This window comes from Xaviernesmea rhizosphaerae (genome assembly GCF_001938945.1).
Lineage (GTDB): Bacteria > Pseudomonadota > Alphaproteobacteria > Rhizobiales > Rhizobiaceae > Xaviernesmea > Xaviernesmea rhizosphaerae.
Map to the genome: position 1 here is coordinate 1 of NZ_MKIO01000040.1, position 24,262 is coordinate 24,262.

The window sequence follows — 24,262 nt, forward strand, 5'->3', positions numbered from 1 at the left end:
ACCATCAAAGCCTCCTGTCAAACAAGGAGACCCTCGGCAACAAACCTTGCCCCAACCTGACGTTTGTCAACAGGCCTTAGAGCATCGGACCGAAGAGCGCGAAGCCGCCCGGATCCCAGGCGTGTCGATCAAGGGCGGCCCGCAAGGCAGGACCGCAGCGATCTTCGCCAAACGTACAACGGCCGCGTGCGATCGTTCAGTTTCCAAAAGGCTACGGAAGAGAAATTTAATTCAAGAAACGTATGGTCCTGTCATATTCGAGAGGATTTCATCATGATCCGGGATAGACACAGCGCCACGAAAGCGTTGTCCTCGCCAGAGGCGTCAAGCGACCGCTGCAGCAACGCCATGGCCGTGCCCGCCCAAGGCCGCCGCGCCAGAATGTACAGCGCCAAAACGTGCGAGACCTTGAGCCCCGCGGGCGGCGCCCATGCCTGACACGCCGCAGTCAGATTCCGCCTGTGCCGTCCCGGGCACAGACCTTGTTCGCCAGAGCGCGATTCTCGAACGGATCACCGCGGCGCTGTGGATTTACGACATCGACCATTGCCGTGTGATCTGGGCCAACGAGGCGGGATTGGCCGTCTGGGCGGCCGAGAGCCTTGAGGAACTCAGGGCGCGCGATCTTGGACGCGGCATGGCGTCGGCGGTGGCACGGCGGCTCCGACAGTATCGGGAGGACTTCTGCCGGAAGGATGCGCGCTTCTGCGATCTCTGGACGCTCTATCCAGGCGGCCGGCCAACGCCGCTAACGCTTCATTTGAGCGGCTACCGCCTTGCTGACGGGCGCATGGCCATGCTGTGCGAAGCGCAGGAGAACGATGCCCGCACGCCGGACATGCGGCGCAGCACCGATGTCCTTCTGCATACGAAGCTGATGATCTCGATCGTCGATGCGCAGACGGATGATGTGCTCTATCTCAATCCCGCCGCGCGCACGGCCTTCGGCCAGAAGGCGGATTGCTTCCGCGAGCGCTTCGCCCGGTCGGGCGATTACGCGCAGCTGCTGAAGAATGCGAAAGAGACCGGGGACGGCAATGGCATTGCGCGGATACACACGGAGCAGGGCCTGCGCTGGCACGAGGTCACCGTCAACACCTGCCTCGATCCCGTGACCGGCCGGCCGGCTCTGGTCGTCAGCGAAACCGATGTCAGCGATCTGCGCGAGGCGGAAGAGCGCGCCCGTCGCGCCGCCTATGTCGACGCGCTGACCGGCCTGCCCAACCGGCTGGCGTTGACGGCCATCATGAGCCGGATGATTGCCCATGCCGAAAAGCGCGGCAGCGAATTCGGCGTGATCTTCATCGATATCGACCAGTTCAAAACGGTCAACGATCTGCTCGGCCATACCTCTGGCGACCGGCTTCTGTGCGAAATCGCCGACCGGCTGCGCGCCATTGCCCGGCGCGGCGACAGCATCATCCGGCTCGGCGGCGACGAATTTCTTTTCCTGGCCCCGCGGCGCAGCGGCACCGCGCAGACCATGCCGGTGCTGGCCAACGAGATCCTGAGTCTTCTTTCGATTACCGTCCCCTTCGGCGAGCGCGCGATGACGCTGACGCCGAGCATCGGCGTGGCGCTCTATCCGGAGCATGCACGCAGCGAGCCGGCGCTGATGCAATATGCCGATCTCGCCATGTCAGAGGCCAAGGCGAGCGGGCGCAACGCGCTGAGGCTGTTCACGCCGAGCATGCATCTGGCCTTCGAGGCGCGCGAGACCATGCTGGCCGACCTGCGCGTCTCGATGGAGGAAAACCACTTCGAGGTCTATTACCAGCCGCGCGTTTCCACGGCCGATCTCTCCATCGTCGGCGCCGAGGCGCTCTTGCGCTGGAAGCATCCGCGGCGCGGCATGGTCTCGCCCGCGACCTTCATTCCGATCTGCGAGGAAAGCGGGCTCATTCGCGGTCTCGGCCTGTTCGTGCTGAGCAGCGCGCTGCGTGAGCTCAACCGCTGGCACAAGGCAGGCCACAGGATCGCCGTGTCCGTCAACGTCTCGCAGCGCCAGCTCGCCGATCCGGACTTCGCTGCGCTGGTGGAGGATGTCCTGGCGGAGAGTGAAAGCCCCGGGCATTTTCTCGAGCTGGAACTGACCGAAACCATGATCCTGGAGGAAACGGCGGCGATCCAGGCGAACATGACGCGGATCCGCCGGACGGGCGTGCGCCTGTCGCTCGACGATTTCGGCACCGGCTATTCCAATCTCGCGCGCCTGCGCCAGGTCGAGATCGATTGCCTGAAGATCGATCGCAGCCTGATCAAGACGCTACCGGAGAATGCGGCGGTCACCAGCATGATCGTCGCCATGGCCCGACTTATGAATGTGAAGGTCGTCGCCGAAGGTGTCGAAACGCCCGAGCAGGTGGCATGGGTGCGCGACGCCCACTGTCAGGAAATGCAGGGCTTCTATTTCGCGCGCCCGATGCCGGCCGCGGAGTTTGCCGCCCTTCTTTCGCAGGAGCGGACAAGGACGAAGAGCAACAGCGCAGCCTGAAGCCATGACGCCAAAGGCCGCCCTTGCCGACGCCTGTGCTTGGCGCCCGCCATTTCACCGATGGCGGTGCATGCAACGGGATTCGCCGCCGACCCTCGGAGTGAAGATCGGCCTCGGTCCGATACTTCAACTCTTTCTCTTATACTTTGGATCTCTCGGATTCGCCCGCCGCGCTTTGGGGTCGGAACCCAATTCGTGCTTCGTCTTATGTCGTAACCGCTTCTGCGCGCATTGCTCTCGAAAACCCGCTTCCCCGGCCTGGCGGGACAGGGTGGCACCCACAGCAACACGCGGGCCCATTTCCCCTGCCTCTGCCCTTTTTTCGTCCAGATTTCCCGCCAGTCGTCGCCGCTCATTCCTCGTCGATGCCATGGCAGCACGGGACGGCCTGTCACTTTGTTACCGGCTGTTGCGCTAAGTGTCTTGGCCGGGGCAGACGAGAGGATAATCTGGCGGCGGACGGGCAAGAGACGGGGCGATCAATTTAGTCGAGCGCGCATGCAACCGGGGCGTCCCCTCACCGGCGGTCCGCATTCGGGCGCGACGAGTCCGGCACGCGGCACGGGCGCCACCGGCATGCTGCCGGATGAGAGGATGACGGGGCACTTTCGCGAAAATTTCCGAATGTCGCACCCCTGTCACCCCTGTATCAGGCCTGACGCAGACAGCCTGGAAAGCGGATGTCATCAGCGCCCCCAATATGGGGGATGAAAGCAAGCAAGGTCGCTTATACACTAGGTTGTGATTGATTTTTGACAGATCAAATGCGATCAGCCTAGACTGACCTGAACGATTAGAGTGTTCCATCGGACATGACAGCAGATATCATTGGGCGCGCATGCCTGGCACCCGGGGCCGATTCACCGCAAGGGCTTTTCCGCCTGCTCCGCCAAGGCAAGTGCACCGTGACCCAGATTCCGGCGGGCCGCTGGGATCTCGCGCGCTTCTGGCATCCGGTGATGGGCAATGCCGGGAAGACCTATTCCTTCGCCGCCGGCGTGCTCGATAGCATCTATGATTTCGATCCCGCCGTCTTCGGCATGTCGCAGCGCGAAGCCATGTATATGGATCCGCAGCAGCGCGTTTTGCTGCAGCTGGCCTGGCGCGCGCTGGAAGACGCCAATATCCCCGCCGCCTCGCTGCGGGGCCAGAATGTCGGCGTATATGTCGGTGCCTCCAGCCTTGACCATGCCAATCTGACGGTGGAGGACCCGGCCGCGGCCGGCCCCTATTTCATGACCGGCAACACGCTGTCGGTGGTCTCCAACCGCATTTCCCACATCTTCGGCCTCAGCGGCCCGTCAATGACGGTCGATACGGCCTGTTCGTCCTCTCTCGTCGCGCTGGATCAGGCCATGCGCGCGCTCAACAATGGCGAGATCGACACGGCGATCGTCGGCGGCGTCAACATTCTCGCCCATCCCCTTCCCTTCGTCGGCTTTGCCCAGGCGCGCATGCTCTCTCCGGAGGGCCTGTGCCGCGCCTATGACAATGACGGCGTCGGCTATGTGCGCGCGGAAGGCGGCGTGGTCTTCGTGCTGCGCCGCTCCGACCGCGTGCGCCAGGAGCGTGACCGCAGCTATGCCCGCATCGTCGCCTCGGGCGTCAATTCGGCCGGCCGCACCAACGGCATCTCGCTGCCCTCGCGCGAGGCGCAGGCCGCCCTGCTCTCCTCGATCTATGACGGCCATGGCATCGACGCCAATCAGGTGGCCTTCGTGGAAGGCCACGGCACCGGCACCAAGGTGGGCGACCCGGCCGAGGTCTGGTCGATCGGCACCGTGATCGGCGCCAAGCGGCGCGCGCCCGTACCGATCGGCTCGATCAAGTCGAATATCGGCCATACCGAGCCGGCCTCCGGCCTGTTCGGCATGCTGAAGGCGATGATGGCGCTGGAGAACAACTATCTCCCCGCCTCGCTGCATTTCGAGACGCCGAACGAGAACATCGATTTCGACGGGCTGAACGTGCGCGTCACATCCAGCCCGATCGAGCTTCTGCGCGGCAAGAAGGCCCGCCTGGCCGGCATCAATTCCTTCGGCTTCGGCGGGGCCAATGCCCATGTGGTGATCAGCGATCCCGAGCCGCTGCCCGAGGAGCGCCAGCGCGCCAGCGCCAGCGGTCATGTCTTCATGGCGAGCGCGCATACGGCCTCGGCGCTGGAAACGCTGCTCTCCTCTTACAAATCCAGCCTGGCCAAGGCCGGGCGCGAGGAGGCGCGCGCCATCGTCGCCGCCTCGGGCGCCAACCGTGCGCCCATGCGCCACCGCTTCGTCGTGCGCAGCGACGACCCCGCCGCGATCCAGCGGGCGATTGCCGATCATCTGGAGACGGCCGGCAAGGGCATTGGCGAGGCCGGCGAAGCGCTCGGCCGCGAAGCCAAGATTGCCTTCGTCTTTTCCGGCAATGGCGCGCAATGGGCCGGCATGGGCGTCGATGCCTTCCGCGAGAACCTGCATTTCCGCCAGTGCTTCACCTCGGTGAGCGCGCTGTTCAAGTTCCACGCCGATCTCGACCTGACCGAGCTGCTGACCGATCCGGCGCTGGAGACGAGGCTCTCCGACACCAAGATCGCCCAGCCACTGCTCTTCGCCATTCAGGCGGCGCTGTCCGACAGCCTGATCGCCATGGGCATCAAGCCGGCCGCCGTCTTCGGCCATTCGGTCGGCGAAATCGCCGCCGCCTATGCCGCCGGCGCCCTGTCGCTGGTCGATGCTGTCACCATCGTCGCCAAGCGCTCGCTGCATCAGGACATGCTGGCCGGCCAGGGCACCATGGCCGCGGTGATGCTCGGCGAAGAGGCGGCGCAGGCCTTTGCCGAGGCTCACGGCTTCAGCCAGATCTGCGTGGCGGCCATCAATGCCCATAACTCCGTGACGATCTCGGGCCCGGTGGCCGAAGTCGGCGCCTTCCGCGATGCCGCCCGCAAGGCCAAGATCCCGGCGCAGGTGCTGGATATCAACTATCCTTTCCACCACCCGATCATCGATCAGGCCAAGAGCGCGTTCCTCGGCGACCTGCCCGACATCGCCCCGCGCAAGTCGGAACTGACCTATATATCGACCGTCAGCGGCACGCCGCTCGACGGCGCCGAGCTCGATGCCGATTACTGGTGGAAGAATGTGCGTGAGCCGGTGCGCTTCGAGGCGGCGACGCATTCCGCCATCGCGCTCGGCTGCACGCTGCTGCTCGAAATCTCGCCCCGTCCAATCCTGTCTTCCTACCTGAAGGAAACGGTGAAGCAGGCAGGCGTTCCCGCCGCCGTCGTCGCCACGCTGCAGCGCGGCGCGGCCGAGCCCAATGTCGATCCTGTCGCGCGCTCGATGGCGCGCGCCGTAGCCAATGGCGCGGCGATCGAGGCGGCGCGGGTGTTCGGCAAGCGCAATGCCTTTGTCCGCCTGCCTGTCCTGCCGTTCGAGCCAAGCGAACTGCGCCCGGCCACCACGAGCGATTCCACCGATCTTTTCGGCCGGGGCGCGCGCTTCCCCTATACGCTGGCCGGCTGGCGCGCCGATCTCAACAGCGGCAGCTGGAAGAACCACGTCGACGCACATCTCTTCCCCGACCTCGCCGAGCATGTGGTCGACGGCAAGGCGATTCTGCCCGGCTCAGGCTTCGTCGAGATCGCGCTTTCGGCCGCCCGCCAGTTCTACGACAATGCCGAGATCGAGGTGACCAATCTCGACATCGTCCGGCCGCTGGAACTGTCCGACAGCAAGATCATGGAACTGTCGACCGTGATCTCGCCGGAAACCGGCGATCTGGAAATCCGCTCGCGCGAGCGTCTCTCGGAAGACGACTGGGCGGTGCATGCCGTGGCGCGCCTGCGCAAGCCCACGGGCGAGCCGGAGGGCGCAGCACGTCCCTCCTTCCTCGGCATGGAGCGCACGGCCGTGGTCGAAGGTGCCGCCGCCTATGAGACCGCGCGGCAGTTCGGCCTGGATTACGGTCCGGCCTTCCGGCTGCTGGCCAAGGCTGTTGCCTATGACGATCGGCTGATCGACGTCACCCTGAAGGCGCCGGCCCAGGCGCTTCACCCCTTCGTCACCTATGCGCTGAACCCGATCTCGGTCGATGCCACCTTCCACGGCATGGTGGCCCTGTTCGGCCGGCTGACCGGCGAGAGCGGCGGCGCGCCCTATATTCCCGTGCGCTTCGGCAGCATTCGCCTGTCGCGCCCGGGCGACACCGTGGCCCGCGCGGTGGCGGAGATCGAGCGCATCAGCCCCTATTCGATCAAGGCCGCCTTCCGCTTCTACAATGAGGCCGGCGCGCTGATCGCGTCCTTCAGCGACTGCCGCTTCCGCCGCACCTTCCTGCGCCAGCACAAGACGCTGGACGATCTGAGCTATCACTATCAGACGGTCGCCCATCCGCGCGCGCCGGCGCTGTCCGGCGCGGCTGCGCGGGCGCCGCTCTCGCTGCCGCTGACGGCGGCGATGGCCGAAGAGGATGTCGACAGCACTACGCTCTTGCTCAATGCCGCGATCTATCGCGCCGCGCATGAGATCGCGCTGGCGCTGTCGCGCGGCGGCGCGCGGATCGATATGGTCGATCTGCCGGGTGACTTCGCCTTCCGCTGCTTCCTCGCCAGCTGTCTGCTCACGCTGGAGGATGCAGGCCTCGCCCGCCACACCGGCGAGACCTGGACGATCACGACGGAGTATTCGCTGCCACCCGTGGGCGACATCCTCAAGGAAGTCTACGCCGAAACCTCGGGCCGCGTGGTCGAGGCGGTGCTCATCAACAATGTCCATGGCGAAGCGCTGGAGCGGATCGCCCGGCTGCGCGCGGCCGAGACGGCCGATGGCGAGGTCCTGACCTTCCCCGTTCCGGTCGCCAGCGATGCAACGCTCGACCATCAGGCCGTGCACTCCACCGCCGTTGAACACCGCATGGACATCGTGCGCGCGGCGCTTGCCGCCGCTCTTGGACAGGCAGGCGAAGGACGCGGACTGCGCATTCTCGAAGCGGGCACGCTATCGCCCGCCTTCAGCCAGCAGCTGGCCGCGCTGGCCAAGGCCCATGGCGCGACGCTGACGCTGTTCGAGCCGCGCGACAACGCCCACCGCAATCTGGAGCTCGCCTTCGAGCAGGCGCCGCATGTGGCCGTGATCAAGGCCGAGCAGCTGGCCAATATCGGCAGCGTCGACCTGATCGTCAGCGCCTCCGACGCCATCGCCACGCTTCTGGACGAGGATACCGCCCTGCGGGGCGTGATCCGCGCCGGCCTGCTTCAGGGCGGCGCGCTCGTCTGCGCCACCAGTGCGCCCTCGATCTTCGCCGATTTCTGTCACGGCCTGTCCGACAGCTGGTTTGCCCGCAGCCAGACGGCCGAGTTTCCCGTGGGACGCCTGGCCACGGCGCAGCAATGGCAGAGCACGCTCTCAGATCTCGGCCTCAAGGCCATCAGCGTGGAGGAGCGGGAAGCCCGCACGGGCGGCCTCATGGTCGTTCAGGCGATGGGCGCCGCCCTGCCGATCTACAACGAGGAGACCGGCGACGCCCAGGGCCTGATGCTGATCACCCTTGCAGGCGAGGAAGCGGCCGTGAAACCCGGCGCCGGCGTGCAGAGGGTGACGGCGCAGGGCGAGCTGGCCGCCGACCAGGCGCTGTTCGCCCAGAGCCTCAACGGGCTGCACGGCCGCCGGCCGCGCGCCCTCTTCGTCTTCCCCGCAGCCGATGGCGACAAGGCGGCGGATGTGCTGCAGGTGCGCGTTATGGCGCTGAGCGCCTTTGCGCGCGCCATGCGCGACCATTTCGGCACGAGCGACCCCGCCGGTGACGCCCGGCCGCAGCTGGTCATCGCCCTGCCCGGCGGCGCGCCGACGGCCGGCGACCGGCCCGTCAGCGCCGTCAACAGCGGCTTGTGGACCTTTGCCCGCGTTCTGCAGAATGAATATGACCTCATCGACCTGCATCTGATCGACACCGGCAGCGCCGATGCGCTGGAGGCCGGCCTTGAGGTGCTGTCGCTGGCCGACGGCGAGCGCGAATGGATCGTCGATCCGCGCGATGGTCTTTGCCTGCTGCGCGCCGTGCCCGGCCCCGTGCCGTCCGCGATCCGCGAGACCACGGATTTCGTCGCCGCGACCATTCGCCAGCGCATTCCCTCGCAGGTGGGCAGCATCGCTTGGGAAGAGACGAGTGTGCCCGCGCCCGGCCCGGGCGAGATCGTCGTCGAGGTGGCCGCAACCGGCCTGAACTTCCGCGACGTGATGTGGGCCATGGGCCTTTTGCCGGAAGAGGCGCTGGAAGACGGTTTTGCCGGCGCGACGATCGGCATGGAACTGTCAGGCCATGTCGTCGCCGTCGGCCGCGAAATCACCGATCTCTCGGTCGGCGATCCCGTGATGGCGATCGCCTCGGCCGCCTTCTCGACCCATGCCGTGGTGGCCCGCGAAGGTGTGGCGCGCCTGCCGCGCAGCCTCGATCCGGTGGCCGCCGCGACGGTGCCGGTCGCCTTCTTGACCGCCTATTACGCCATGGTGGAGCTCGGCCGCATCCGCGCGGGCGAGACGATCCTGATCCACGGCGCGGCCGGCGGCGTCGGTCTGGCGGCGCTGCAGATCGCCAAGCTCTTCGGCGCCACCGTCGTGGCCACGGCCGGCACGCGCGAGAAGCGCCGCTTCTTGCAGATGCTGGGTGCCGATCATGTGTTCGACAGCCGCTCGATGGGCTTTGTCAGCGCCGTGCGCGCGGCCACCGACGGCAAGGGCGTGGATCTCGTGCTGAACTCGCTCTTCGGCGATGCCATGGAGCAAAGCCTCGGGCTGGTGAAGCCCTTCGGCCGGTTCCTCGAACTCGGCAAGCGCGACTATTATGCCGACAGCAAGATCGGGCTCCGGCCCTTCCGCAAGAACATCAGCTATTTCGGCATCGATGCCGACCAGCTGCTGGTCAACCAGCCGGATCTGACGCGGCGGATCTTCACCGAGATCGGCGCGCTGTTCGATGACGGCAGGCTGATGCCGCTGCCCTACCGCGCCTTCCATCATGACGAGATCGGCCATGCTTTCCGCCTGATGCAGAATGCCGGCCATATCGGCAAGATCGTCGTGCGTCCGCCGGTGGCAGGCCGCGATCATGTGGCGCGCCTGCCGGCGCGGCCGGCGGCGGTTTCCGGCAAGGGCGTGCATGTGGTCGTCGGCGGCATTGGCGGCTTCGGTCTGATGGCCGCGCAATGGCTGGTCGATCGCGGAGCAAAGCGGCTGGCGCTTGCCACCCGGCGCGGCCAGGCCGATGCCGAAACGCTGGCGGCGATTGCCCGCTGGGACAAGCGCGGCGTGAAGGCGAGCGTGCATGCCTGCGACGTGACCGATGCCACTGCCACGGCCGCCCTTCTGGACAGCCTGCGCGCCGAGGCGCCGATCGCTTCGGTCATCCATGCCGCCATGGTGCTGGATGATGCGCTGATCGCCAATCTCGACGCCAAGCGCAACAAGCCCGTCATCGACGTCAAGGCCAAGGGCGCGGCCGTGCTCGACCGTCTGACGCGGGAGGACAGGCTGGAAAGCTTCCTCATGTTCTCCTCGGCGACCACGCTGGTCGGCAATCCGGGCCAGGGCAATTATGTGGCCGCCAACGGCTTCCTCGAAGGGCTGGCGCGCCGCCGCCGGGCGGAAGGCCTGCCGGCGCTCGCCGTCGGCTTCGGCGCGATTGCCGATGCCGGCTATCTCACCCAGAATGCCGAGGTGAACGAGATCCTGTCCAAGCGCATCGGCAAGACCGCGCTGAAGGCTGCCCAGGCTCTGAACGAGGTCGCCGCCTACATGGCGCGCGATCCCGGCACGCCAGAGGCCGCCGTGGTGATGATCTCCGATTTCGACTGGGCGGCGGCGCGGTCCCTGCCGGTCGTGCGCGGGCCGCTGTTCGAGGTGGTGCTGCGCGGGGCGGATCAGTATTCCGGCAGCAGCGATGGCGCGGCGCTCGATCTGGTAGCGCTGATCGAAGGCAAATCGGCGCAGGAAGCGGAGGATCTGCTGTTCGACATCGTCGCCGGCGAAATCGCCGCGATCCTGCGTGTCGCCAAGGATACGATCACCCGCAACAAGATCCTCAAGGAAATCGGCCTCGACAGCCTGATGGCGGTCGAGCTCGGCATCAGCTTCCAGCAGAACACCGGCTTCGACATGCCGCTGTCGGGCATTGCGGAAACCACGACGGTGGGCGACGTGACCCGCAAGCTCTACGAGAAGGTGAGCAAGCGCGACCAGGACACCGGCGAGGAGCCGCAGGGCGACGACAAGATGGTGAGCGAACTGGCCAAGCGCCACATTGCCGGCGGCGTGGCCGAAAAGGAGGCTGCGGGAGCATGAGCCAGAACGAGCAGCGGCCATTCTCGCCGAAGATGAGCACGAGCCTGAAGGAAAACCTGATCGACCGGATGCGCAACACGCACCAGTCCTCCGAGCGCAACCGCATGGCGCGCTCGGAGCGGGAAGCGCCGGTCACCGTCAGGCGCAAGCAGCCTCGCTTCGAGGACATGCCTGAGTACAAGCAGGTTCTGACGCAGCAGCTCGCCAGCCAGCAGCTCCACATCGACAATCCCTTCTACCGCGCGCATGAGACGGCAGCCGGCGCCACCACGGTGATCGACGGCCGCAAGCTGATCAACTTCGCCTCCTACGACTATCTGGGCCTGAACCGGCATCCGGCCGTTCTGGCGCAGGCGAAGAAGGCGATCGACGATTTCGGCATTTCCGCTTCCGCCAGCCGGCTGGTGGCGGGCGAGCGCCCGGTTCATGCCGCGCTGGAAGAGCGTCTGGCGGGTTTTTACGGCGTCGAATCTGCCATTGCTTTCGTCAGCGGCTACCTCACCAATGTCGCGGCGATTTCCTGCCTGCTCGGGCCACAGGACCTCGTCGTCCATGACGAGTTCATCCACAACAGCGCGCTCGCCGGCATCAAGCTGTCGGGCGCCACCCGCCGGCTGTTCAAGCACAATGACGTGGCCGATCTCGACCATGTGCTGCGCACGGTGGCCGGCGATTATCGGCGCATCCTCGTCATCGTCGAGGGCATCTATTCGATGGATGGCGACGTCGCCAACCTGCCGGCGATCCTGAAGCTCAAGGCCGAATACGGCTTCTGGCTGATGGTGGACGAGGCCCACGCGCTCGGCATTCTCGGATCGAAGGGGCGCGGCACTTTCGAGCATTTCGGCCTGGACGCAAAAGAGGTCGATATCTGGATGGGCACGCTGTCCAAGACCACGTCGAGCTGCGGCGGCTATATCGCCGGCAGCGCGGCGCTGATCGCCATCCTCAAGGCCCAGGCCGGCGGCTTCGTCTACAGTGTCGGCCTGGCGCCGACCCTCGCCTCCGCCGCGCTCGCCAGCGTCGAGATCCTGGCGCGCGAGCCCGAGCGGGCGGCCGCACTGCGCCGCAATGGCGCGCTGTTCCTGAAGCTGGCGCAGGAAGCCGGGCTTGATACGGGCCTGAGCGGTGGCTTCTCGGTCGTGCCGATCCTCGTGGGCGATTCGCTGCGCGCGGTGCAATTGTCGAACGACCTTCTCGCCGCCGGCATCAACGCGCTGCCGATCATCCATCCCGCCGTGCCCGAGGGGCAGGCGCGGCTGCGCTTCTTCATCACCAGCGATCATACCGAGGCGCAGATCCGCGAGACCGTGGCGATCACAGCCGAGCGGCTGAAGGCGCTGACGGACCGCAATTTCGGCCTCGCCTCGATCAATGTCGAGCAGATGATGAAGCTGCTCGCCACGCAATGAGCGAGCGGCCTGCCCCGCCCCGTTCCCAATGGACCGGGACCGGCGTTAAAGGTCCCGTCCCCGCCGGCGCGCATGTGGTGGTAACGGGCGGGTCGAGCGGCATCGGCCTTGCCATTGCCAGCGCCTATGCCGCACGCGGCGCGCGCCTGACCCTGATCGCGCGCGGCAGCGATGCCCTCACAGAGGCCGTCCAGCGGCTGAAGACGGACCATCCGGAAGCCAGCGTCGCGGCAGAGGCCGCGGACATTGCACGAAACGACGCTATCGCCGCGGCGCTGCAACGCGCCGAGGCGCGGTTAGGCCCGTGTGAGGTCGTCATCGCCTGCGCCGGTCTGGTGGCGCCGGCCCGTTTCGATGTGCAACCGGCCGAAGATTTCGACCGGCAGATCTCCGTCAATCTGATCGGCACGGCCAATACGATCCGCGCCGCGCTGCCGGGCCTGCGGCTGACCGGCGGGCGGCTGATGATCGTCGGTTCCGGCGCGGGCCTCATCGGGCTTTACGGCTATGCCGCCTATTGCGCCTCGAAATCCGCTCTGATCGGCCTGGCCGATTCCCTGCGGCTGGAGCTTGCAGGCGACGGCATTTCCGTCGGCCTGTGCTATCCACCCGACACCGAGACGCCGCAGCTGGCGCAGGAGCGGCCGCTGCGGCCAGCAGAAGCGGAGATCATGATGGGCAAGGTGGCGGCCTGGCCGGCCGACCGGCTGGCCGGCAAGATCCTGGCCGCAATCGACCGCCGCCGCGCCAATCTCTATTTCACGCTGGAGCTCGGCCTGCTGGGTTATCTGGGTTCCAGCCTGCGGCCGCTGCTCTATGCCTGGTTCGGCCGGCGGATCGCAGCGGCCAGCCGGAAAGGGATGCGATAGGCAAGCGGCATCCGCCTGACGGCGTTGCGGTGAAAGGACACGGTTTGGGAGAAGCGGATTTGCCCGCTTCCGGGCGCCCCGGAAATGCTTTAGAGCTTGGCGCACGATGAACGTGCCCTGCCCGTCCGTCTGCGGCGACCTCCGGCGCTGACAAGACAGCGGATTGCTCGCGCACAGCCCTTGCCCTGCCGGAACGACAGGCCGGCAGGGGCTGTGCGGCGAGGGATGCGCGGCGATGGACAGACGGCTGACGATCAAAAAGGAATAGACTTGGCACCGATGTCGTTCCAGCTGCATGATCACCCGTTCATGCTGACGTTCCTGTGCTTCGCTTTTGCATCCGCGGTCATTCTCATGACCGACAAATTCGCCATGCCAACACGCGAGCGGCGGATCATTCGCGCGAGCGGTGAGGCGGCGCGCGTCTGGCGGGACATGGCGGCGCGCCTGCCCATCATCGCGCTGGTCTTCACCGGCTTCTTCGCCATTTCCTGGCGTCCGCTCTATGCCGCCGCCGGCGCCATGAGCTTCTTCATCATCTTCACCGGGATTTCTCGCGCGAAATACAAGTTCATCCGCGAGCCGCTGGTGTTTTCCGACATCGCCATGGTCGCCGATGTCTTCAAATACAAGTCGATCTTCTATGCCAACTCCCTGAACATCGTCTTCTGGCTGGTGGCGTTCTCCTATGTCTTTGGCGTCTCCGGGCTCTATATGTATTTCGAGCCCAATGTGCTGCCGGACCATGCGCATCTGTTCTATATCCTGCTGGCGATCCTGCTGGCGGACGTGCCCTGGATCCTGCTGTTCTACGGCCCGGTGAACCGGCCGGTGGCCGCATTGGTGCAGCGCCTGGTGGGCCAGCCCAACGTCAAGGTCAGCACGCTGCGCTTCGGCACCTTCTGCTCGGTCATCTTCCACTTCATCCTCTGGCTGGCGCGCCGGCGCGAGAAGGTGGTGGCGGAGATTTCCGAGGCCTTCTTCGCCGCGGTCCAGACCATCATCGGCGGCGAGGACGACAAGGCGCCGCTGATCGTCGTCTGGCAGTCGGAATCCTTCATCGACATGCGCCATTTCGGCGTCGACACGATCAAGCTGCCCAATATCGACCGGCTGCAGAAGCTCTCGGCGCAATGGGGCCGGCTGTCCACCGTGTTCGAGGGCGGCTACACGCTGCGCACCGAATTTGCCGTGCTGAGCGGGCTGGAGCCCGATCATCTCCATGTCGATGCCAGCTATCCCTATCTGCGCGCGCGCAATTATTCCGACATCGTCTGGCCGACCAAGCTGAAGAAGGCCGGCTGGCGCACCCATTTCATCCATCCCTATGCCCGCACCTTCTTCCTGCGCCACAAGGCCATGCCGCTGCTGGGCTTCCAGAAGATGACCATGCTGGACGGCTTCGACCACGTGCCCGAGCGGGACGGGGCTTATGTTTCGGATGCGGCATTGACGGCCAAGGTGATCGCCGAGGCGCAGGCCCAAACCGGCGAGCATGGCGACCTGCTTTTCGTCGCCTCCATGGCCAATCATGGCCCCTGGGAGCCGGGGCGCGTGGAGGGGTTGACCGATCCCGTCAGCATCTATCTGGAGATCCTGCAGCAGTCGGACAAGGCGCTGGGACAGCTCGTCGACCAGCTCGGCAAGCTCGACCGGCCGGTGTGGCTGCTGTTTTACGGCGACCATGCGCCGCTCCTGAAATCCTTCGCCGATCCCTTCCCCGACCCGCGGACCGATTATTTCATCGTGCCCCTGGCCAAGGCGCGCACGGCCCAACACGGCCCGGTCTTCCCGCGCAATGAGGAGCCGTGGAACCTGATGGGCACGCTGCTGAAGCTCGCCGGGCTGGAGAAGGAACGGCTGGCGAAGACGCAGGGGCCGGTGGGCGCGCCGCTCCCCAAATCCGGGGCAAGCAAGTCGGGGGCGGCCAAGTCCGGGCCGAGCAAGTCTGGGCCAGCCAAATCCGGAGGCGCCAAGCCGGGCACACCCAACACCGAGACCTCGAAGACGGCTCCGCCGACGACGCCCGCATCGCCCGCGCCAGAATCCTCCGGCCAGGTCTGATGGTCATGCGGACCTTCCTGTTTCTGCAGGGCCCCTCCTCGCCGATCTTCGCCGGGATCGCCGATCGGCTGGAAGAGCGCGGCCACCGCTGTGTCAGGATCAATCTCAACATCGGCGACAGCCTGTTCTGGCGGCGCAGGGGCGGCCACGCCTATCGCGGCCGGCCGGAGGGCTGGCCGGCCTTTCTCGATCGCTTCCTGGTGGCGCATCGCGTGACCGACATCGTGCTGCTCGGCGAGGAGCGGGCCTATCACCGGGTCGCCACGCAAGCAGCGCGGCGGCTGGGCATCCGCGTCTATGTGGTGGAGATGGGCTATCTCCGGCCGGACTGGCTGACGGTCGAGCGCGGCGGCATGTCTTCCAACTCGCATTTCCCTGACGATCCCGAGCAGGTTCTCGCCGCGGCGGAAGGCTTGCCGGAGCCGGACTGGACCCGGCGCCACAGCCAGACCTTCCTGGCCGAGGCCGCCTATGACCTCCTCTACAATCTTCCGAATGTCTTTCTCAATCTCGGCTATCCCTTCTATCGCCGCCACGCGCTGTTTCATCCGCTGGCCGAATATGCCGGCTGGGTCATGCGCCTTGCGGGCGAGAAGCGGCGTGGAGCGGCGGCGGCAGCGGCCATTGCAGAGCTGACGCAGGCCGGTGCGCCGGTCTTCGTCTATCCCCTGCAATTGCAGACCGACTTTCAGCTGCGCGCCCATTCACCCTATCGCGACCAGCGCGAGGCGATCGCCGAAGTGCTGGCCTCCTTCGCCCGCTTCGCGCCGATCGAGGCCCGGCTGGCGGTGAAGGTGCATCCACTCGACAATGGTCTGATCGACTGGAAGGGCCTGATCGGCGCGACGGCGCTGAGGCTCGGCATCGACCGCCGCGTGACCTATCTCGACGGCGGCTCGCTCGACCGGCTGCTGGAGGGGTCTGCGGGCGTGGTCACCGTCAATTCGACCGTCGGCCTGCATGCGCTGCAGCGCGATCTGCCGGTGAAGGTTCTCGGCGCGGCGATCTTCCGCATGGAGCGGCTGACCGACCAGAAGCCGCTCGATGCCTTCTGGGCCGAGCCGCAGGCGCCCGATCCCGCGCTCTGCCGCGCCTTTTTCCGGTTGCTCGCGGCAAGCGTTCAGGTGCGCGGAAACTTCTATTCCAGGTCCGGCGCAGATGCCGGCGCCCGGGCGATCGCGGAGCGGCTCGATCGCCAGACCGTCAACGCTCCAGGCGCCTTCATCGACCCGCCGCCGCGCGCGAGGCCCGCCAAGACCGGGCGGTCAGGCTGATAAGAGATTTTCCCCGCTGAGGGACGTCAGGCCACGCCGGCGCGCAGGAGATCGTGAATGTGCAGAATGCCTTCGGGTGCGCCGGTCTCGTCCACGACGAAGAGCACGGTCACGCGCTTGGCTGTCTGCATCGATTTCAGCGCGGCGCTTGCGAGAATATCGCCGCGGATGACGCGCGGGCTGTGCGACATCACCGCTTCCACCGGCTCGCTCAGCATGCCATCCGACATATGGCGGCGCAGGTCGCCATCGGTGATCACGCCGATCAGCCGCTGAGCGCCATCGACAATGCCGACGACGCCGAAACCCTTGGACGACATTTCGATCACCGCCAGGCTCATCGGGCTGCCGACCGGTAGGATCGGCATGGCCGCGCCGGTATGGGCAAGGTCGATCGCCCGCTGCAGCTGCGCTCCCAGCTTGCCGCCAGGATGGAAGGTACGGAAATCCTCGGGCGAAAAGCCGCGCCGCTCCAGAAGCGCGATCGCCAGGGCGTCGCCCACGGCGAGCTGCAGAAGCGTCGAGGTGGTCGGCGCAAGCCCGTGCGGGCAGGCTTCCTGCACCTTCGGCAGGACGATGGCGACGGCGGAATTGCGCGCCAGCAGGCTGTCGGCATTGCCCGTGATCGAAACGATCGGCACCTGGAAGCGGCGGGCATAGGTGATGATCGACGCCAGCTCCACCGTCTCGCCGGACCAGGAGAGAAGAATCAGCGTATCTTCTTCGGTGATCATGCCGAGATCGCCGTGGCTCGCCTCGGCCGGATGGACGAAATAGGCCGACGTCCCGGTCGAGGACAGCGTGGCGGCGATCTTGCGGCCGATATGGCCGCTCTTGCCGATGCCTGCGACGATCGTGCGGCCGCGCCGCTCGCCGATCAGTTCGACAGCATCGACCAGGCTGGAGGCAAAGGCCGGATCAGTGGCGAAGCACGCGGAAAAGGCGGCAACGGCGCTGACCGTGGTGGCGATCGTCCTGCCGATCGAGGCCTGCAGCGCGTCGCGGCTGTGCAGATCTTCCTGGTTCGATTTCGCGTTCATCTCTGCCTGCTCCCTGATCTCGTCTCTGGCGCGGCCGAACCGATCGATCCCGCGCAGCTTGTTCGCTTCATCAGCGCACGAGGTGCACGAGGTGGTGGATGATCGTCGCTTCGCCGCGGCGGCCCGTGCTCCAGGCCGTCCTTGTGGCGGTCGGTCTAGCCGATCGCCTCGCAAAGCGAAATGACCACAGAGCAAGAAGCCGATTGGCTGCGTCCCGAAAGACACAAAATCGTCACAAGACCGACAGCTCACGGCGTCCGCCCTGCCACCAAGGGCGGCGGATCAGGCAGCGGGTGCTGGCTTTGAGAAAGCGGGAAGACGCAAGGGAGCCGGAAAGCACCGTGCTGCCCCAATGGGCCGGACGCGCGGAAAGGCGCGCACGTCGGCGAGAGGAAGGCGAAGGCTATGGCTGCGGCACGATTTGCCACCTGCAGCGACCATCGCCATTCCGGGCATGGCAGTCGTGTCGATCAACCCGCGCGCTGGACCACGGCCGGCGCCGTTTCCGTCGTGCGACCGGCCATCTCGGGATTGTTGACGAAATCGTCGAGCGACATGGAATCGAGAATATCGGCGACCGCATCGCGCACCACCGTCATCGAGCGGCGGACTTCGCAGCTTTCGGGATCGGCGCAATCGTCGCAGATCTCATAGGCGGTGCGGCTGGCGCAGCGGATCGGGGCAAGCGGACCGTCAAGCGTGCGGATGACATGGCCGATGCGGATCTGCGACGCGGGGCGGGCCAGCGAATAGCCGCCGCCTGGACCCTTCTTCGACTTGAGAATGCCGACATTGCGAAGTTCGAGCAGGATGGTGTCGAGAAACTTCTTCGGGATGTTGTTGCGCACCGCGATTTCGGTGATGAACGCGGTTTCGCCTGGCTCAAGACGCGCCAGATCGACCAGCGCCTTCAACCCGTATTTGCCCTTCTTCGTCAACATCGTCTGCTCTTTACCAAATTGAGCCGGTCATCATCATATCCGGCTTGCAAGTCGCGGTGAAAACGAGCTCCCACCGCTGTTCTTTGCGTCCTCAAGCACAGGACACCGTATTTCTATGACGAAATTGGTACCGAGCCCGCGCATTTGACAGTCCTATACCAGAAAATTGTGACCAAGTCGCAGCTTTCGCGTGAGAACATTCGCAAAGATTGCGACAACACGCAAAATTTCGCGTTCGCAACGCAAAAAGCCGGCCGCTGCGCGCGACCGGCTTCATCCGGGTAAAACGAGATTCGGGTAGAACAAATTCAGGCCTTGCGGCCCTCTGCCCGCCAAGGCCGATGTGCGGGTCAGGCGGCGAGATCGCCGGCGGGCCGGTCAAAAGCAGTCTGCTCGGCCTGGGCAGGCCGCGCGGAGGTTTCCCGCGGCAGGACCTGCGCGCGGTTGCTTTTGCTCATCACCAGCCTGCGGACGGCTTCACGCGCATCCTCGGCACTGGCGAAATGATGGGCATCCAGATCCCAGACGTGAAATTTTACGGCGACGAAACGCAGGGCGTTGGCATCCGGGACGACGACGCCGACCGCTTCCCCGTTGAACTCGATCACTTGCTTGCTCATGGCAATACTCCCTCCGCGCCGCTTTCCGGCCGGATCAGACATCAGGCAATTTCATCGATGAGCCTGCTAGGAGCAGGCGATGCGCGTCACATTCGCCAGGAGGCGAGATACGCGATATCCATTGCCATTTTGCGACAGAAGGACTTGGAGCCGCCAAGGGCGGCGAGGCTGTACGAAGCAGTCATGGCGCTCTCCTTTGGCTTTCGAGCGGCATCGCCAGGTGACGATGCGGATTGAGCAAGTGTCGGCTTCTCCGACAGTTTGAACTCTAGGTTAATCGACAAAATATGTCAATTATCCGGCTTCGTTGGTCGAATAATTTTGCTGAATTTTTCTTTTTTGAGAAGAAATCAGCAAAAATATTCCGGCAAGTACCGAATCATGGGGTGCCCTTGCTGAACCCGGATATAGGCAGCGGATGCGGACAAAAAAGGGCGACCCCGTGGGATCGCCCGTGAAATTTTGATGACAGCTTACGCAAGAGGCGCCTGCGGACAACGCCGCACCACCTGCAAAACCGGACCCGGCCTGTTTACCCATCCTTCAGCATAAGGAGAAAAACAGGCCGGGAGAGGCTTGCATCAGCTCTTTGTAGCCGCTTCCGCGCCGCCGACGCGGCTGGTTTCGCGGTCCTTCCACCAGCGCGACAGGAAGAGCAGGATCGGCCCGCCAATATAGATCGACGAGGTCGTGGCAACGATCACCCCGAAGACCATCGGCCAGGCGAAGGGCTTCACCGGATCGCCGCCCCAGATCGCCATCGGCAGAAGCGAGGCGAGAATGGCGACGGAGGTGAAGATGCATCGCATGACCACCTGGTTGATCGACAGGTCGATCAGTTCGGAGAAGGGCATGGTCTTGTACTTGCGCAGGTTCTCGCGCATGCGGTCATAGACCACGACCTTGTCGTTGACCGAATAGCCGATCAGCGTCAGCACGGCGGCGATCGCCGTCAGGTTGAAGTCGATCTGGGTCAGCGCGAAGAAGCCGATCATCTTGGTGATATCCAAGATCAGCGTGACGATCGCGCCGATGGCGAAGTGCCACTCGAACCGCCACCAGATGTAGCAGAGGATCGCCAGCATGGCGAGGCCGACGGCCATGAAGCCGGAGCGGGCCAGCTCGGTGGAGATCGTCGGGCCCACCACTTCCGTGCGCTCGAAGGCGGCACCGGGAATGGCCTGGGCGACTGCATCCTTGATGGCATTGAGCGCCACGGTCTGCTCCGCCTCGCCGCCCGGCTGCCGCTGGACGCGGATCAGCACCGACTTGCCCTGGTCGAAGTCCTGCAGCGCCACTTCGCCGAGATTGAGCGATTCGAGCTTCTCGCGCACCGAGGCCATGTTCAGCGCCTGCTGCGAGGTGGCCTCCACCTGGATGCCGCCGACGAAGTCGATGCCGTAGTTCAGGCCGGGCTTGAAGAACAGGATGACCGAGCTGATCGACAGGAAGGCCGACATGCCGATGGCCAGATAGCGCCCGCGCATGAAGGAGAAGCTGCGCATGGACGGCACCTTGCCGAAGATCGAATGGATCTCGATCTTCTTCATCTTCCGGCGCACGACCATCTGCTGCATCATCAGGCGCACCACGGTGATCGAGGTGAACATTGAGATGACGATGCCGATCATCATGGTCACGGCGAAGCCGCGCACAGGACCGGTGCCGAACAGGAAGAGCAGGAGCGTGCCGACCAGGGTGGTGACGTTGCCGTCGACGATGGTGGCGTAAGCCTTGTTGAAGCCGACATCCAGCGCCTTCATCGCGCCGGCGCCGTTGGCGGTCTCTTCCCGGATACGGGCATTGATCAGGATGTTGGCGTCCACAGCCATGCCGATGCCGAGAATGATGCCGGCGATGCCGGGCAGCGTCAGCGTGGAGCCGAGCATGGCGAGAACCGCCACGGTCAGGATCGTGTGCAAGAGCAGGCCGAGATTGGCGATGACGCCCCAGGAGGTGTAGAGCGCCAGCATCATCAGGCAGACGGCGGCAAAGCCGGCAAGACCGGTATAGATGCCCATGCGGATCGAGTCGGAGCCGAGATTGGGGCCGACCGAGCGCTCCTCGATGATGGTGAGCGGCGCCGGCAGCGCGCCGGAACGCAGGAGCGCGGAGAGGACCGTGGCCTCCTGGGCGGTGAAGTTGCCCGAGATCTGACCCTGGCCGCCGACAATCGGTTCGCGGATGACAGGGGCGGTCAGCACCTTGCCGTCGAGCACGATGGCGAAGGGCTTGCCGACGGCCTCGCGGGTGATTTCGGCGAATTGCCGCGCGCCCTGGCTGTCGAAGGAGAAGGAGACGATCGGCTCATTGGTCTGCGGGTTGAAGCCGGCCTTGGCATCGGCCAGCCGCTCGCCCGAGATCGCCACGCGGCTTTCCACCGCATATTTGTTCTGATCATTGGCGCCCGGCAGGATCTCCACGCCGCGCGGCGGGTTCGGCGCATTGGGATCGACGCTCTGGTCGACCATGTGGAAGCTCATCTGCGCGGTGGAGCCCAGCAGCTGGCGCAGGCGCGTCGGGTCCTGAAGGCCCGGCAGCTGCACGAGGATGCGGTCGGAGCCGACGCGCTGGATCAGCGGTTCGGCAACGCCGACCTGGTCGACACGCCGGCGGATGATCTCCAGGCTCTGGTCGACGGCGGCGGTCATGCGCTCCTGCAGGCCGGCCTCGGTCAGCCCCACCGTGATGGTGTTGCCGTTGGTGGTCACCGCGATGTCGGAGGACGAGGTGCCGAAGCCGAGCGTGCCCACGGGCGCGGCCAGCGCCTGGATCTTCGGCTGGATGCGCGCCAGCGCCGCCGGATCGTCGAGCGTGACGGTGACCGTGTCGCCGGTCAGCCGCGCGGCGGCGGTCGAGAGCCGCTCGGTGCGCAGCAGGTTGCGGATATCGTCGAGCAGCGTGTTCAGCCGCGCGCGGCGCAGGCCGGCGGCATCCACCTCGAGCACGAGATGCGAGCCGCCCTTGAGATCAAGGCCGAGTGTGACGGGCTTGACCGGCAGGAAGGCATGATAGCGCTGCTGCTGCTCGGCCGTGAGGAAGTTCGGGATCACCGCGATGATCCCGAAAAGGGTAATCGCGATATAGGCGAAGATCGCCCATCTGGGGGTGCGCATGGGAAGGTTCCAAAGGTCCGGGCCGCCGGCGGCGCAGAGGCTGCGGTCGCGCGGACGGCGGGAGAGATGATGACGGGACCAGGCGCATGCGCCTGATGCCGACAGGGATCGAAAGGCTGGGTGACAGTGTCGGCGGGCGCTCAGGCCGGCTGGCGCGGCGGCGCGCGGGAGCGATAGGCGCTGGCATCCGCGGCTTCGCGCAGGCTGTCCTGCGCGGCCGCCAGCCGGCAGGCAATCATCCCCGAGCGGGCGATGCGCGACGGGCATGGCAGGATGGCGGGATCGGGACCGCCCGGAACCGCTTTGGGGTCGCCCCGTTCGGCGGAAAATTTGAGATCGGCCGGCGGGGCGGCGCGCAGGGCCTGACGGGTCAGTGCCGCGGGATCGGCGGGCCGTCCGGCCGCGCCCGTGCTGTCGCCGGAAACGCGCGCCAGATCGCGCTCGCCGCCGGAGGATGCACAGGCGACGACGGGCATCGAGAGCACAGCCAGCAGCATCCACAGCGCGGCCAGAAACCGGCCGGGCTCACGCCGCGCCTGTCTCGTCCAGTGCTGTCCTGCCCGACCGTGTCGCAAAGGCCCTTCCCGCTTTCAAGATCCAAGCCGCCGAAGCGGTGAAACGCTGCCGTGCCCTAACGCTTTCCGGCATCGGCGCGGGAGATCCTCCATCGCCGGCGCCGCTCAGGCCGCGTAGAAACCATCTGCGGCCGGCAAAGTCAAATTCACCGGGCGGTTTGATGTCTTTCGGGATCGGCGGCGGCATGGCCCGCGCCACCGCATCGGCGCGGTTGTGCCTGTGGCTCAGGCCGTGGCGGCCTGCGGGCGCTCGATCAGGCGGGCGGCGAGCGCAGCGATTCGCCGGCCGGCTTCCACCAGATCGGCGGTGGGTACGGTCAGGCTGATGCGCACGAAACCGCGCGCATTCTCGCCGAAGGAACCGCCTGGCATCACCGCCACATGCTCCTCCTTCAACAGCGCCCAGGCGAAGTCCTCGCCCGAAAGCCCCGTCTCGGTCACGTCGAGCAGCAGGAACATGCCGGCATCCGGCACCATCGGCCGCACACCGGACACCCCCTTCAGCGCCTCGGCGAGCGTCAGCGCGCGATCACGGTAACGCTGGCGCATTTCGGCCGCCGTGCCGATTTCATGCGTCAGCGCATAGGCCGTCATGTCAGCGATGAAGGGCTGGACGCCGAACAGCATCATTTCCGAGACGGGCAGCAGCCGCGTGCAGAATTCCTTCGGTCCCACGGCCCAGCCGCTGCGAAAACCGGGCGCGGCATGGGACTTGGAAATGGAGGAGACGACGATGGTGCGCTCGGCCAGTTCCGGCCGGTCGAAGGGGCTGTCGAAGGTGCCGGAGAAGATCAGCTGCTCATAGACCTCGTCGCAGACGATCCAGAGATCGTGGCGCCGGCAGAGCGCGCCGATCGCGTCGATGGCGTCCGATGTCAGCACCGCGCCGGTCGGATTGTGCGGCGAGTTCAAGAGGAGGACGCGGCAATCGGGCGTGATCGCGGCTTCGAGATCGGCCGGCTGCATGCGAAAGCCGTGCTCGGGCCGCAGCGTGACGGTGACGCGATGGGCGCCGGTGGCGCGGATCACGCCGTCATAGGTGGCATAGAGCGGATCGCCGACCAGCACGCCGTCGCCCGCCTCCACCAGTCCGCACATCACCGCATAGAGCGCGGCCTGGGTGCCGGGAAAGCAGAGAACATTTTCGGCCGTCACGTCCGCTTGGCGTCTGGCATAGCGCGCGGCCAGCGCCTGCAGCACGGCCGGCTCGCCCCGGCCGCTGGAATAGCGCGTGCGCCCCGCATTCATCGCGCGCTGGCATTCGGCGAGCAACGCCGGATCGGGCGCGACATCGGGCTCGCCAATGGTCAGTTCGATCACCGGCACGCCTTCCGCCTTCATGCGCCGAGCCTGATGATGGAGCGCCCATTTGCCGGAACCGAGATCGGCCAGACGATCGGTGATCGACGCATAGCGCATGAGGGACACTCCTGTTGCAGCATGTCGCGCAAAAGTGGGAAGCGGTTTTGCGATCACGACATGCGAAAAACAAAGACTTAAAGCGCAGGAAGCGATCCGGAGGATCGCGACGCGCTTTGG

11 protein-coding genes and 1 pseudogene are annotated in these 24,262 nt (G+C 65.8%); 6 read left to right on the top strand and 6 right to left on the bottom strand.

The genetic code is table 11. From position 1 onward, the window contains the following. Positions 1-430 precede the first annotated feature (430 nt). From BJF92_RS19485 to BJF92_RS19510, 6 genes and pseudogenes are all read left to right on the top strand, one after another. Positions 431-2,494, top strand: coding sequence for a putative bifunctional diguanylate cyclase/phosphodiesterase (locus BJF92_RS19485; protein WP_075636431.1), 2,064 nt, complete (start codon positions 431-433; stop codon positions 2,492-2,494). Positions 2,495-3,306: 812 nt separating this feature from the next. Next, positions 3,307-10,812 carry a type I polyketide synthase gene (locus BJF92_RS19490; protein WP_075636432.1) on the top strand — a complete coding sequence of 2,502 codons (7,506 nt, stop codon included), beginning with the start codon at positions 3,307-3,309 and terminating at the stop codon, positions 10,810-10,812. Then, positions 10,809-12,224, top strand: coding sequence for an aminotransferase class I/II-fold pyridoxal phosphate-dependent enzyme (locus tag BJF92_RS19495; RefSeq protein WP_075636433.1), 1,416 nt, complete (start codon positions 10,809-10,811; stop codon positions 12,222-12,224). The genes BJF92_RS19490 and BJF92_RS19495 overlap by 4 nt, the downstream gene beginning before the upstream one ends. Positions 12,225-12,298: 74 nt before the next feature. Further along, on the top strand, positions 12,299-13,093 hold the full coding sequence (locus BJF92_RS19500) for an SDR family NAD(P)-dependent oxidoreductase (protein WP_075636434.1): 795 nt from the start codon (positions 12,299-12,301) through the stop codon (positions 13,091-13,093). A gap of 279 nt (positions 13,094-13,372) precedes the next feature. Then, a pseudogene (locus BJF92_RS19505) lies at positions 13,373-14,956 on the top strand (LTA synthase family protein); the annotation flags it as partial. Positions 14,957-15,156: 200 nt separating this feature from the next. After that, entirely contained in the window at positions 15,157-16,431 is a 1,275-nt protein-coding gene (locus BJF92_RS19510; protein WP_075636435.1) for a capsule biosynthesis protein, read from the top strand. 26 nt (positions 16,432-16,457) lie between these two features. Here BJF92_RS19510 and BJF92_RS19515 read toward each other — a convergent pair whose 3' ends face one another. From BJF92_RS19515 to BJF92_RS19540, 6 genes are all read right to left on the bottom strand, one after another. Beyond that, positions 16,458-17,471 carry a KpsF/GutQ family sugar-phosphate isomerase gene (locus tag BJF92_RS19515; protein ID WP_075636436.1) on the bottom strand — a complete coding sequence of 338 codons (1,014 nt, stop codon included), beginning with the start codon at positions 17,469-17,471 and terminating at the stop codon, positions 16,458-16,460. 470 nt (positions 17,472-17,941) lie between these two features. Beyond that, positions 17,942-18,412 carry an RrF2 family transcriptional regulator gene (locus BJF92_RS19520; protein WP_075636437.1) on the bottom strand — a complete coding sequence of 157 codons (471 nt, stop codon included), beginning with the start codon at positions 18,410-18,412 and terminating at the stop codon, positions 17,942-17,944. A 350-nt stretch (positions 18,413-18,762) separates the two neighbouring features. Further along, a complete protein-coding gene (locus BJF92_RS19525; RefSeq protein ID WP_075636438.1) occupies positions 18,763-19,032 on the bottom strand; it encodes a hypothetical protein in 270 nt (89 codons plus the stop codon). A gap of 581 nt (positions 19,033-19,613) precedes the next feature. Further along, positions 19,614-22,148: a protein translocase subunit SecD gene (gene secD, locus BJF92_RS19530; RefSeq protein WP_075636439.1), complete on the bottom strand. Its 2,535-nt coding sequence runs from the start codon at positions 22,146-22,148 to the stop codon at positions 19,614-19,616. Between the two features lie 140 nt (positions 22,149-22,288). After that, positions 22,289-22,723: a hypothetical protein gene (locus tag BJF92_RS19535; protein ID WP_139790621.1), complete on the bottom strand. Its 435-nt coding sequence runs from the start codon at positions 22,721-22,723 to the stop codon at positions 22,289-22,291. 225 nt (positions 22,724-22,948) lie between these two features. Then, on the bottom strand, positions 22,949-24,142 hold the full coding sequence (locus tag BJF92_RS19540; protein ID WP_075636441.1) for a pyridoxal phosphate-dependent aminotransferase: 1,194 nt from the start codon (positions 24,140-24,142) through the stop codon (positions 22,949-22,951). Positions 24,143-24,262: the final 120 nt, after the last annotated feature.